This is a genomic window from Negadavirga shengliensis (assembly GCF_042652345.1).
In the GTDB taxonomy this organism is placed as follows: Bacteria; Bacteroidota; Bacteroidia; order Cytophagales; family Cyclobacteriaceae; genus Negadavirga; species Negadavirga shengliensis.
In genome coordinates, this window is sequence record NZ_JBHSJJ010000020.1 from 25,340 (window position 1) to 38,508 (window position 13,169).

General features: G+C 46.0%; 8 protein-coding genes. 4 read left to right on the forward strand and 4 right to left on the reverse strand.

Translation table 11 applies throughout. From position 1 onward, the window contains the following. Positions 1 to 129 precede the first annotated feature (129 nt). Together ACFPFU_RS23100 and ACFPFU_RS23105 are read left to right on the forward strand one after the other, a co-directional pair. Entirely contained in the window at positions 130 to 2,526 is a 2,397-nt protein-coding gene (locus ACFPFU_RS23100) for a TonB-dependent receptor (RefSeq protein ID WP_377068629.1), read from the forward strand. 1 nt (position 2,527) lies between these two features. Further along, positions 2,528 to 3,361: a DUF4249 domain-containing protein gene (locus ACFPFU_RS23105; protein WP_377068631.1), complete on the forward strand. Its 834-nt coding sequence runs from the start codon at positions 2,528 to 2,530 to the stop codon at positions 3,359 to 3,361. A gap of 958 nt (positions 3,362 to 4,319) precedes the next feature. Here the strand turns inward: ACFPFU_RS23105 and ACFPFU_RS23110 are convergent. The 4 genes from ACFPFU_RS23110 to ACFPFU_RS23125 all read right to left on the reverse strand — a co-directional run bounded on the left by ACFPFU_RS23110 (position 4,320) and on the right by ACFPFU_RS23125 (position 10,828). Continuing rightward, positions 4,320 to 7,487 carry an efflux RND transporter permease subunit gene (locus ACFPFU_RS23110; RefSeq protein ID WP_377068633.1) on the reverse strand — a complete coding sequence of 1,056 codons (3,168 nt, stop codon included), beginning with the start codon at positions 7,485 to 7,487 and terminating at the stop codon, positions 4,320 to 4,322. Then, positions 7,484 to 8,578, reverse strand: coding sequence for an efflux RND transporter periplasmic adaptor subunit (locus tag ACFPFU_RS23115; protein ID WP_377068635.1), 1,095 nt, complete (start codon positions 8,576 to 8,578; stop codon positions 7,484 to 7,486). The genes ACFPFU_RS23110 and ACFPFU_RS23115 overlap by 4 nt, the downstream gene beginning before the upstream one ends. After that, entirely contained in the window at positions 8,579 to 9,922 is a 1,344-nt protein-coding gene (locus ACFPFU_RS23120) for a TolC family protein (RefSeq protein WP_377068636.1), read from the reverse strand. Positions 9,923 to 9,997: 75 nt separating this feature from the next. After that, entirely contained in the window at positions 9,998 to 10,828 is an 831-nt protein-coding gene (locus ACFPFU_RS23125; protein ID WP_377068638.1) for an SDR family NAD(P)-dependent oxidoreductase, read from the reverse strand. Positions 10,829 to 11,379: 551 nt separating this feature from the next. On the opposite strand from ACFPFU_RS23125, the gene ACFPFU_RS23130 reads away from it, so the two are divergent. Both ACFPFU_RS23130 and ACFPFU_RS23135 read left to right on the forward strand, forming a co-directional pair. Further along, positions 11,380 to 12,204: a 1-acyl-sn-glycerol-3-phosphate acyltransferase gene (locus tag ACFPFU_RS23130; RefSeq protein ID WP_377068640.1), complete on the forward strand. Its 825-nt coding sequence runs from the start codon at positions 11,380 to 11,382 to the stop codon at positions 12,202 to 12,204. 5 nt (positions 12,205 to 12,209) lie between these two features. Next, entirely contained in the window at positions 12,210 to 13,166 is a 957-nt protein-coding gene (locus tag ACFPFU_RS23135; protein ID WP_377068642.1) for a GNAT family N-acetyltransferase, read from the forward strand. Positions 13,167 to 13,169 lie beyond the last annotated feature (3 nt).

A 13,169-nucleotide genomic window follows, 5' to 3' on the forward strand; every position in this document is an offset into this window, starting at 1 on the left:
GCATGAAATCGAGCATGACGCGAGCGACACACGGAGGGATGATTATCCAACATGCGAAATTCCATGCCTGCATGCTGAATTGCATTACGGCACGCAAGCATGTGGCCGCTGAAAGAAAATTATAAACACATGAAATCAGCCGTCATTGTATATCTCCCGGTTATGCTTGTTTTTTTATACCTTCCCCAAAGCTTTGGACAGGAAAACAATGCCATCAGGGGAATAGTCAAGGACAGGGTTTCGGATGATCCGCTGCCCGGAGCCACGGTTTATTGGGAAGGTGAAAGCCAAAACGTTGTGGTCACTGACACCGCCGGTTTTTTTATGATAAAAACAGATCAACTGCCCCGTCTTTTGGTGATAAAATTCGTGGGTTACGGGGAAAGCAGGAGGCAGATTACGGACAAGGAATGGGATAAGGAGCTGAAGTTCTTCCTTAGTCCGGAGGAGATATCGTTAGATGAAGTGGTGGTTTCCGACAAAAGGGAAGATCACCATGTGGTCAGCACAGAGATTGGTAAAAACACGATTTCAGCCAGTGTACTGAAAAGTATTCCGGCTTTATTTGGTGAGGTGGATTTGCTGAGGGGTATACAGCTGCTGCCTGGAGTGAATACAGCCGGTGAAGGTACCACAGGACTTTTTATCCGGGGAGGATCGGCGGATCAGAACCTGATACAGATAGATGGGGCACCTATTTTCAACCCCTCGCATTTTTTTGGGTTCTTTTCCGTGTTCAATCCGGACGCATTGCATGATGTGCAGTTGTACAAAGGCAACATCCCGGCCCAATACGGCGGCAGACTTTCCTCGCTGATAGATATATCATTAAAGGAGGGGAATACCCAAAAGATACGGGGAGAGGGAGGAATCGGTTCCATCAGCTCAAGGGTGACGGTGGATGGTCCTCTTTTTTCCGAAAATTCTTCTTTTGTTGTCTCAGGCCGCAGGACTTATGCTGACATTTTTCTCGGCCTTTCTTCCAATGAAAATATAAGGAACAACAGCCTGTATTTTTATGATCTGAGTGGTAAGTTGATGTGGCGGAAGGGTGAAAAGGATAAATTCACATTGTCCTCTTACTATGGTGCCGATTATTTGGGTCTCAACGGGCAGTTTGGATTGGGCTGGGCCAATTGGATCAGTTCCTTTAACTGGGACAGGAACATCAATGAAAGGACCTTCTTTGATGTGGCGGCCTACAGGACCCATTATAACTACCTCATCGCTTTTTCCGATGAGGACAGCGGGTTTGACTGGAGCAACAATTTTTCGGAAACGGGGCTTAGGGGACAGCTGACCTGGTTAGCTGATGACGCTACGGAAATCAGGGCCGGAGTCCACAGCCAATTGTACCATTTTGCTCCGATTAATCTTGCACCCGCCGAAGGCAGTGAAATAGAAGAAATCAATACCAATCCGCGGACAGGCTTACAAAACAATGTGTTTATTTCCGGGATTTTCAATGCAGGACCGAAGGTAAGCCTGGAGGCAGGGCTTCGCTGGAGTCAATACCAACAGATAGGAAGAGGTGTGGATTATCTTTATGACGAAGATGACCCCATTGGCAACGGCAGCATAAGGGATACTTTGGACTACCGTTTCCCCCAACGTATGCAGCATTATCAGGGCATAGAACCCCGTGTGGCTTTCAGGTACCTGATGGGGGAGGGGTTGTCTTTAAAAGGGGCTTATAACCGCAACTATCAATATATACAGATAGCGACAAACAGTTCGGCCGGCCTTCCCATTGACAGGTGGGTGCCGGCAGGCAGGTACATCCGGCCTATCAAAAGTGACCAGTTTTCCCTGGGTGTTTTCAAAAACCTGCATCAGAATCAATGGGAGCTTTCTTTGGAAGGGTATTACAAGGATTTTGACAACATCGTAGACCTGAAACAAGGAGCGACTATGCTCTTCAATGACAATGTGGAAACGGAGATGCTTTCCGGTATTGGGTGGTCTTATGGCGTAGAGTTTTTATTACGGAAAAACATAGGCAACACTACCGGATGGCTGAGTTATACCTGGTCCAGGGTTTTCCGGAAAATTGCCGGGATCAATGAAAATGAACCTTATAACCCGCGATTTGACAGACCCCATGACGTAAGTTTGGTGTTGAACCATCAGTTGAGCAGGCGGGTACGGGTATCCGGTACTTTTATATACACCAGCGGGGTGGCGGTTACTTTTCCAATAGGCTCCTACAAGCTGGATTATCAACGGTTACCCTTGTATGGGCCCAGAAGAAATGAGGACAGGTTCCCGGACTATCACCGCATGGATGTTGCTGTCACTTTGAAAAACAAGGATAAAGGGAGGTGGTGGAAAGGAAGCTGGAACTTCAGTATATACAATCTTTATAACAGAACCAACCCGTTTTCTTACCAGTTTACCGATATTTATAATGATCAGATAAATTTTGCCCCTGGTCCTGGACAGGAAATAGAATCGGTCAGGCCTGGCGTTATCATGACCTATTTATTTGGGATATTGCCATCGGTTACTTATAATTTTGAGTTTTGACATGAGAAATGGTTATCACATATGGTGGGTATGTTTGTTTTTATGGTCCTGTCAGGAAGAGGTCCTGCTGGACTTGGGAAACACGGACAAAATCCCTGTGATAGAAGCAATTTGGACAGACACCCATTCCGTAAACAGGGTTGTTGTTTCTTATTCCAGGGATTATTACGATACCTTGCCAAATGAGACTATCTCCGATGCAGAAGTCCGGATTGTGGATGAAACCACGGGGCAGACCATAGAGCTCAGGTATGTGGGAAGTCTGGGGCACTATATTGCCGTGAATGGGAGGACTGCACAGGTGGGGCATGATTACAGGCTTGAAGTAGAATTGGAGGATAATCTGTATGTTTCTACCGGGAGGACGTTGGAACCTCCGGTTTTGGACAGCATCACCTATCAATATGAACCGGAAAGGATATTCCGAAGGGAAGGGTATTACCTTACTCTGTACGGTAAAATCCCTTTTTCGGACAACAATTACTATAGATTGAGGATTAGCCGGAACGATACGTTGCTCAATCGGCGGTCGGATTATTTTTTGTTCGACGACTCCTTCGGGACCTCCATCCTTAATAGCGGATTTGAGTTGAGCGCTTTTTCGTTCAAGAAAAATGACAGGGTGAAACTCGAATTGTACCGGCTGAACAGGGATGCTTATGAGTACCTGGAGCAGATGGTCAATCTGCTTTTCAATGATGGTGGGCTATTCAGTCCGCCACCGGAAAACCCCAAGTCAAATATTGAGGTGGCGCAGGGTTCCGGGAGGGTTCTTGGCTATTTTATGACTTCTATGGTATTGGTCAAATCCGTGATGATTGTGGATAAAGAATGACCGGATATTTTTGCGATTAAGTATAACTATTTTTTTCTTTTAAGGATCTGAGTTCGGTTGACGTTGTTGCATATAATTTCCGATTACGGTTGGATTTTGTCATGGTTTTTGCTCGGTTTCCCCGCAAAAACACACGCCAAAATCCTGTAACATCCGTTTCATAGGGGCCGGGGATTGTCATCCCCGGCTACAATATATTCGCCCGCTCCGCGGGTTTTGCTGCTGTTTACAATCTTCGATAGTTGGCATCGGACTCAGGCTAGGAATAAATCGGAGGAAATTAGAGGAATTCGTGGACAAAAAACTTCGTCTGGCCACAGCAGATCGCGTCGATGGTCGGTTCAGGCCGTCGGTTCCGGGAAATTTGAGTTCGGTTGACGTTGCTTCATGTGATTTTCAATTCCGTTGGATTTTGTCATGGTTTTTGCTCGGTTTCCCCGCAAAAACACACGCCAAAATCCTGTAACATCCGTTTCATAGGGGCCGGGGATTGTCATCCCCGGCTACAATATATTCACCCGCTCCGCGGGTTTTGCTGCTGTTTAGCATCCTGAATAGTGGCATCGGACTCAGGCTAGGAATAAATCCGTGGAAATTAGAGGAATTCGTGGACAAAAAACTTCGGCTGGCCACAGCAGATCGCGTCGATGGTCGGTTCAAGCCATCGGTTCCGGGAAATTTGAGTTCGGTTGACGTTGCTTCATGTGATTTTCAATTCCGTTGGATTTTGTCATGGTTTTTGCTCGGTTTCCCCGCAAAAACACACGCCAAAATCCTTTAGCATCCGTTTCATGGGGGCCGGGGATTGTCATCCCCGGCTACAATATATTGGCCCGCTCCGCGGGTTCTTAAGGTTAGTTAATTTCGGGTATATAATAAGCCACCCGCTATACGGGTTTTGCTGCTGTTTACAATCTTCGATAGTTGGCGAAGAAACTTAGGTTAAGCGCCATATCGGTTACTGCCCGGATTCTTTTCGCACAGCTTTCAGCGCTTCAAGTTCACGTTTGCTATAGGCCATTCTGCTGATCAGCACAAAAAGCACGGGGACCAGAAAGATGGTAATGAATGTGGCGGTGATCATTCCGCCAAACACGGTCCAGCCGATGGTCTTGCGGGCGACCGACCCCGCTCCGGTGGCAAAAGCAAGCGGCAACACGCCGAGAATGAACGCGAAGGAAGTCATGAGGATCGGCCTCAGTCTGAGTTTAGCAGCCATTTTAGCGGCCTTTTTGATGGGAACCCCCTGATCCACTCTTTTTTTGGCGTACTCCACTATCAGGATGGCATTTTTGGCAGCGAGTCCTATCAGGGTAAGCAGACCAATCTGGGCATAGACGTTATTGGTCAGGGAGGGAAACATTAGCAGGGTAAGGATGGCGCCGAACGCCCCGGTGGGAACCGCCAGAAGCACGGAAAAGGGAACGGACCAGCTTTCGTACAGGGCAGTAAGGCACAGAAATACAAAAACAATGGAAAGCAGGAAAATAACCACTGTGCTTCCACCGGATTTGATTTCTTCCCGGCTTACACCCGAAAACTCATAGCTGTAGCCACTGGGAAGGTGGGCATTCGCGAGTTCAGTCAGTTTTTCGATGGCCTGACCGGAACTATAGCCCGGAGCCGCGTCGCCGTTGATGGTGCTGGACCGGAAAAGGTTATAATGACTTATCAAAGGAGCATTCAGGACCGTTTCGGTTTGCACCAGATTACTGACCGGTATCATGCCGCCGGTATTGTTGCGGACAAAAAAGTGCTTTAGCGAAGTCAGATCTTCCCGATAAGCCGTATCAGCCTGGGCCACTACCCGGAAATTTCTGCCATAAAGTATGAAGTCATTGACGTATATGCTTCCTAAATAGGTTTGGATGGTAGCGAAAGCCTCACCGATATTCACCCCCAACCGGGCGGTTTTTTGCCGGTCCAGGTTGAGTCTGTAGGAAGGTGTGGAGGCGCTGAAAAAGCTGAACGCGTTGTCAACTTCGTCAGATTGGTTAATGGTGGACACAAAGCTCTTCACTTCCGTTTCGAACGCCTGTATATCAGAAGTACCCACCAGATCCTGAAGGACCATTGTGAATCCCGATGTGCTTCCCAGTCCCGGGATCGCAGCAGGAGCGACAATAACGATGTTGGCTTCGGGTAACTTTTGGCGGAGCTCATCCAGCAGCCTGTCTCTGATTTCAAATGCGTGCTGCCCCTTTCCGGTCCTTTGGTCCCAGGGTTTGAGCTGTGAAAATACGGTGCCACTATTGGACTTACTGGAAAAGTTGATGGCATTCAATCCGGTGACCGCGGTGAAATGGTAGATGTCTTCCTCCTGTTGCAGTATTTCCATCAGCCGGCGGATGGTTTCCAGACTCCGGGAAGTGGAAGCGCCTTCGGGGAGTTCATAGGTAATGAACAGCCTGCCTTCGTCTTCGTTGGGAATAAAACCGGTTGGTTTTTGATTAAACAGCAAGATGATCCCCACAGCCAGGATTACCAGTCCCACCACGAAGTATTTTGCATTGGCGAAGCTTTTTTTGATACTGCGGTCATATTTCTTGCTGAGGGAATCAAATTTTGTGTTGAACCAATAAAATAAAAAGTTCAAGCCTTTTTTTTCTTTTTCCTCTTTTGTGGGTTTCAGGATCAGCGAGCAGAGGGCAGGAGTGAGGGAAAGTGCCACAAAGCCGGATATGAGCCCGGAAGCCGCTATGGCCATGGCAAACTGCTGGTATAACCTGCCCACGATGCCGGGTATGAAGCCTACGGGGATAAATACGGAGGCCACGATCAGAGACATGGCCACCACCGGACCTGAAATGTCTTTCATGGCTTTGGTGACTGCCTCTTTGGCCTTTAGTTTTTCTTTTTCCATATAACCCATGGTGGCTTCCACCACCACGATGGCATCGTCCACTACGATCCCGATGGCCAAAACAAAACCGAAAAGCGTGAGGTTGTTGATAGAGAAACCCAAAGGGATAAACAAACCAAACGTGCCGATGATGGAAACGGGAATGATCAGAATGGGTATCAGGGTGGTCCGCCAGTTTTGGAGAAAAACAAACACCACCAAAGAAACGAGCAACAGGGCCAGGATGAGTGTTTTGACCACTTCCCATATGGAAACCCTCACCACCGAAGCTGACTCGAAGGGAATGACATAATCCACATCCGGAGGAAAATTTTTCTTGATCCTTTCCATGGTGTTGATGATCCCTTCCTCCGTCTCCAGAATATTGCTTTCAGGCGTTTGAAAGACGATGATATAAGCTGCCGGATGGCCATCCGTGAAATTATTGGTGGCATAATCAAACCTGCCCAATTCCACTCTTGCCACGTCTTTCAGGTAGACCAACTGTTGCCCCTCTTCCGCTGTTTTTATGATGATGTTTTCAAATTCCTCCTCGGTGCTGAGTTGTCCGTTAGTGAAAAGTGTGTATTCAAAGGCCTGGTAATCTTTCTGCGGCGGGGTTCCCAGTGCGCCGGCGGCAACCTGGATATTTTGTTCCCGGAGCGCGCTGATAATTTCATTCGCCGATATCCCCAGCTGAAACAGCTTATCCGGTTGCAGCCAAACCCTCATACTGAAATCTTCGGCTCTTGTAAAAATGTCTCCCACCCCCGGGACCCTCAGCAGCTCATCTTTCACGTAAATATTGGTGTAGTTATTTAAAAAATCGATCCCATGCGTGCCCTCGGGCGAAAAAAGAGATACGATCATCAAAAGACTTGGATTTCTTTTTCTGATGGTAATGCCGAGCCTTCTGACTTCCTCCGGAAGTGATGCTTCTGCCACGTTGATGCGGTTTTGTACTTCCACCGCTGCGACATCGATATCGGTACCTACTTCAAAGGTGATGTTGATGGTCATGGTACCCTCATTGCTGCTGGTACTTTCTATGTAGGCCATCCCCGGCGTTCCGTTGATCTGGGTCTCCAAGGGTGTGGCCACGGTCTGTTCAATGGTTTCCGCGTCTGCTCCCGTATAGGTGGCGGTGACCTGTATCACAGGCGGGGTGATGTTCGGATATTGTGCAACGGGGAGGTTGACAATGGCCAAAGTTCCCAAAAGCAAGATGAAAAGGGAGATGACAATGGCGGTGTTGGGCCTCCTTATAAAAACAGATGAGATCATTCTGTGCTTTCTTTTTTGATTTGTACCCTTTCGCCCTCGGTGACCTTTTGGATACCGCTGGTCACTACTTCCTGTCCTTCTGCCAGCCCCTCCTCAACGATCACACGGTCCCTTATTCTTCTTCCCATTTTGATCCGCTGTTCTTTGACGGTATCTTCATGGACCACAAATACATAGGTTTCGCCCATTCTTTCTGTTTTCGCCTTTTGGGGGATGGTAATAGCGCTTTCTCCGGATTTTGTACGGACCATCAGCGTAGCACTGAGTCCCGGTTTTAAGGTTAACTCCGGATTGGGAAAGGCAAGTCTGATCATGATGGTGCCGGTACCCCTGTCTACGGCGCGGTCTATGTTTTCAATTTTTCCAGGAAACGGATAACGGACGCCGCCGGGCAGGGCTATCGTGAAAACCGAATCTTTCAGCACTTCCGCATTCCCGACAAGACCCTGAAAATGATAGAGGTCGCTTTCAGCGGCATAGAAATCCACACCCATCGGATCATCGGCAGAGACCACATTGAGAAGGGTTTGGCCGGGATTTACTAGCGCTCCTAACCTCACGGCCGAAAATCCTATGGTACCGTCAAAAGGAGCCTTGATATCAGCGTACCGGAGATTGGTCATGGCATCATCCACGGCGGCTTGAGCAGCAATCATTTCCTGTTCCGCATTGTTCAGGTCGGTTAAGGCATTGTCATAGACCTGCCCCGCAATGGCGTTGCCCTCTTTGAGCATTTCGTATCTTTTTACATCCCGTTGCACACGGTCATAATTGGCTTTGGCGATTCTCAGATTGGAATGTGATTGATCCATCTGGGCCTGGTAGCGGCTTTTATCGATTTCATAAAGTAATTGTCCCTTCTTTACCCGCTGACCATCATCAAACAGGATGTTGGTAACATAGCCTGATACATCTGCACGAAGCTCCACTTCCTGAAGGGCAATGGTTGACGCGGGATAGGTATCTTCGAGGTACACGGTTTCTTTTTTTACAGGTTCCACGGTAACGGTGAGCAAGTCATTTTCAGTTTTCTTCTCCTGATCACAGGCAGAGACGGAAACCAGAAAAAAGATAAAAAGATAGTTTTTCATTTAGTAGTCGGTTTTAATTTCTCCTCTTGCTTTCTCAAGATCCAGTTTGTTTTCCAGCACATTGAACAAAGCACGCAGGTAGTTGATTCTGGCGGTTTTCAGGTCGGTTTCCGCCACAGTGACCTCCAGAAAATTCTTAATGCCCTGCTCATATTGAAGAGAGATGGTGTTGTATATTTCCTCCGCCAGTTCTTTCGTTTTGTTTTGTATTCTCAGTTGGTAAAGGCTGCTCTTGTAGGCACTCAGGGCCTCCTGGGTTTCATTGGCAGCCTGAAGCACAAAATTTTGCTGTTCCAACTCCAAGTTCCGTGCCTCCAGTGCGGCCACTTTGGTGTCATAGTGTCTCTGGCCTCCGAGAAAAATAGGGTAATTCAATCTTAATCCGATAAGGGAAAAAGGGTATGACTGATCCCAAAGGGACCTTCCCGTCGGACTTAAAAACAGGATGTTGTAATTATAAAATGCGGTAAGGGAAGGAAGAAACCGTCTTTTCTGATAATGTATTTCAGACTCCTGGATGGAGTGGCGGGTTTCCAGCAACTGGTATTCTATTCTTTCCGCTACACTCACTCCGGATAGGGTATCTGTTACCAATTGGCTTTCAAGAGATTCATAATCAACCTGTAATTCCACAGGGACATCCTTTTCCAAACCCAACCAATATCTTAACTGGGTGATTTTAGCCTGGTAATCTTCCTGATACTGATAGAGTAAACCCTGGGTGTTCTGGATGGCAATCATGGCTCTTTTGTAGTCTATATTATCCGTCATACCTGCTTCAAACTGGAGTTGGGCATCATTCAACTGTTTTTCCTGTCTCACCAAGTCTCCCTTGGCCAGGTTCATCTGTTCTTCAGCAAGAAGGACTTCATAAAAAGCCTTGCTCACGCCGACAACGACTTCTATTTTGCTTTCCTCATAGGATTGTAAGGCTTGTTTTTTTAAGGAAGAAGACTGTGCATTGATGCGAAACAATTCGTTGTTGACCAGGCTTTGTTCCGCGCTGAAATTGAGGCTTGCATTATGGGGGACACCGGTCCGCACCTCCTGAAAGCGCCCGGATTCAGGATCATTGAAATCCGGGAAAATGGCCACAGGTTGTTGAAAATACCGGTTGTAATCCGCATTCAGTCCCACTTGGGGAAGCCATCCCGAACGGACGGATTTTATTTGAAAGTTGACCATATCCCCACTGTTCCTGTATTGTTCCAGCACGGGGTGATTTTCCACGGCATGTAAAATTGCATCATCCAGACTCAATACCAAACCGGAGTCATTTTGAGAAAATGCCGTGATACTGATGAATAATGCACTTAGAACTATCAGAAAAAATGGTTTGATCATGAATTCTGTGGGGATTAAATAAGATTAATCTGCTTAATTTCATAAAAATCTTTCATTTATCCAACATGCATTTTATCACAGGTTCTTTATCAGGTCCTCACTGATGTTCCATAAGGTGTTCCGCATTTCTTTCGAACGGGCCAATTTCGAGGGGGTCACCACCTTGCCTTTTTTGAAGTATTCTCCATTTTTTCCAGGGACAATTGGGGTGGAGGCGAGAAATACACCGGTTTTAGCACCTTTCCTGGCGCTGATCATGAAGGGCCTTCCCAGGGCCATTATCCACTTAAATACACCTGTAGTCTTTTCAGCAATATTGGTAGCCACTAATCCGGGATGCAGGGCATAGGCATGGATGTGGCTGCGCCCGTACTTTTCGGCCAGGGACTTGGTGAAGAGGATGTTGAATAATTTGGCATTGGCATACGCTGTAAAGGATTGGTAGCCCTTTGCCAACTGGAGATCGGCAAAATCAGGGTTTGCTGCCCTGTGGGCCTCCGAGCTTACATTGATGACCCGGGCGTTTCCATCCTTTTTCAACAAAGGAAGAAGTTTTTTTGTAAGAAGAAAATGACCAAGGTAATTGGTGGAAAAGGTCATTTCGTGGTGGGCTTTTGTAAGTACCCGTTCCGGGAAAACACCTCCGGCATTGTTTATCAAGACATGGAGGCTTTCACATTGGCTTTTTATGGCTTCGGCGGCTTCTGATACGGACTGGAGATCGGCCAGGTCACAATATATCACCGCAAACTTTTCATCTTTGTCTACGGTGTCCAGGTTTTTTATCAATGATTTTCCTTTTTCAATGTTTCTTACCAATAAAAATATCCTGTGGAATCTGGAAGCCAATGCAGCTACAGTTTCTGCTCCTATTCCCGAAGTGGCACCGGTGATGGCTAAGTTCATGTGGTTGTAGTTAAGCTGGTTTATCTAAAAACTAACCGTTATCCGGCCAGTATCATGTCTGCTTTGACGCATGTTCACCCTGTTCCAGCGGCGGAGCCATCCTGCGCAGTCTTCTCCTTTAGGACCTCTCCCGCTATCGGGAGGAGTGAAGCGTGCGCGAAGGGAAGCGCCATTTCAGGCATGACCCGGCGTTGGCAGTGTTCATTAAATTACTGCAATAATATTGTAATATTATTTGTTTTAAAATAATTTTTCATTGTATAATTTATTTTTATATAGTTAATTTATTTATAATTAATGCATTATGATGTGTTTATATGACAATCTAAGGGGGATTATGGGAAAAACATGAATAATCTTTCTTATAAAATTTCGTTTTTTTTCTTTGCTTAAGCCGATAAATTAATTTTTTCTATTTTTGCTTTGTGAAAATTCTAAAATAAGGTTTAGAGATAATTTTGTATTGGGTTAAATGTTATTTATTGAATTGTGTTTCAATTGCTTGGAAAAAAAATAGGGATGGATGGCGTATTTGATCAAAGCTTTCAGTTGTGGATAAGAAGAAGAAATTTATAGATATCAAACAGGTTATTGGAGAAAAGAACCCACGGCTTCTTAAATGGATTCCGGGCTTTGTCATGTCTTACATCCAGAGAATAGTGCATGAGGATGATGTAAATGATATCATGTCCAAGCATGGGGATTTGAAAGAACTGGCATTTGTGGATGCGCTTATCAAGGAATTCGGTGTTGAAACCGAACTGAGGGGTGCCGAGAATATCCCGCTTGACCGAAGCGTCATATTTGTTTCCAATCATCCGTTGGGGGGGCTTGATGGCATTGTGTTGATGCATCTGATAGGCAAGTACAGAGAGGATCTGCGTTTTTTGGTAAATGACATTCTGCTGAATATCCCCCATTTTGGAAGGTTGTTTGTCCCGGTAAATAAGCATGGGGGACATGGCAGGAAGGGAGCGGAATTGATCGAAGAGACCTACGCCTCTGACAATGCCATTTTGATATTTCCGGCAGGTTTGGTATCCAGAAAGCAGGAATATGGCATCCAGGACCTGGAGTGGAAAAAAAGCTTCATTAACAAATCCAGAAAATATAAAAAGGATGTTGTGCCCGTGTATATTGAAGGAAGAAACTCTTCTTTTTTTTATAACTTAGCCAGCCTTAGGAAAAAAATAGGTGTCAAAGCCAATATAGAAATGTTTTATCTGGCTGACGAGATGTTTGGCCAGAAAAACAAAAAAGTCGTTGTGCATATAGGAAAACCGATATCTTACCAGTATTTTGATGCCTCCAAAAGCGATAAATACTGGGCAGAGGAGGTAAAAAGGATAGTATACAACATTGCCCAAGATCAATAGAATTTATGCAAGACATTATCAGTCCGATAAATAGGGAAACCATCAAAAACGAATTGACCCGTGAGCGTTTTTTGAGATATGTGAACAATGGGGATAATGAAATCTACTTGGTAAACTACCACAATGCACCGAATGTGGTCAAAGAGATCGGAAGATTAAGGGAAGTTTCCTTTAGGGCCGCGGGTGGGGGCACCGGACTGAGACTGGATATTGATGAAAATGATACCTGCGAAAAATGTTACGACCAGTTGATCGCCTGGAATCCGGAAGATGAGGAGATCATAGCCGGATATAGGCTTATCAAATGCAAGGAAGCGGGGTTTACTGAAAACGGAGAAGTAAATCTGTCCACAGCCCATTTGTTCGAATTTTCGGAGAAGTTTATCAAGCAATACCTTCCCTATACCATTGAATTGGGCAGGTCTTTTGTGCAGCCAAAATACCAGCCGAGCATCGATAACCGGCGGGGGCTTTTTTCCCTGGACAATCTTTGGGATGGTCTGGGCGCCGTTGTCGTTATCAATCCCGACATCAAATACCTGTTTGGAAAAGTGACCATGTATCCCCATTATAACCAAGAAGCCCGGGATTTGCTGATTTATTTTTTAAACCATTATTTTCCCGATAAAGAAAGGCTTATTTTCCCGATCGATCCTGTGGGATACAAAGGAAACATCGGTGCGTTCAAAGGCGTTTTTGACGGACTGGCCTATAAGGAAGGCTACAAGGTATTAAATACCAGGGTTCGGAGTCTGGGAGAAAACATCCCCCCTCTCATCAATACTTATATGAACCTCTCTTCCACCATGAAAACCTTTGGGACTGCCATGAATTACGAATTCGGGGCGGTGGAGGAAACAGGGATATTGATTACCATAGCCGACATTTACGAAACAAAGAAACACCGCCACATTGAGACTTTTGAGAGAGACAGATTTTATGGGAAAAAGACGGTAAAATAAACA

What these genes read in the sequence shown, in the direction of transcription:
- ACFPFU_RS23135 (WP_377068642.1), top strand. Translation starts at nt 12,210, where the DNA reads ATGCAAGACATTATCAGTCCGATAAATAGGGAAACCATCAAAAACGAA.
- ACFPFU_RS23105 (WP_377068631.1), top strand. Translation starts at nt 2,528, where the DNA reads ATGAGAAATGGTTATCACATATGGTGGGTATGTTTGTTTTTATGGTCC.
- ACFPFU_RS23125 (WP_377068638.1), bottom strand. Translation starts at nt 10,828, where the DNA reads ATGAACTTAGCCATCACCGGTGCCACTTCGGGAATAGGAGCAGAAACT.
- ACFPFU_RS23115 (WP_377068635.1), bottom strand. Translation starts at nt 8,578, where the DNA reads ATGAAAAACTATCTTTTTATCTTTTTTCTGGTTTCCGTCTCTGCCTGT.
- ACFPFU_RS23100 (WP_377068629.1), top strand. Translation starts at nt 130, where the DNA reads ATGAAATCAGCCGTCATTGTATATCTCCCGGTTATGCTTGTTTTTTTA.
- ACFPFU_RS23120 (WP_377068636.1), bottom strand. Translation starts at nt 9,922, where the DNA reads ATGATCAAACCATTTTTTCTGATAGTTCTAAGTGCATTATTCATCAGT.
- ACFPFU_RS23110 (WP_377068633.1), bottom strand. Translation starts at nt 7,487, where the DNA reads ATGATCTCATCTGTTTTTATAAGGAGGCCCAACACCGCCATTGTCATC.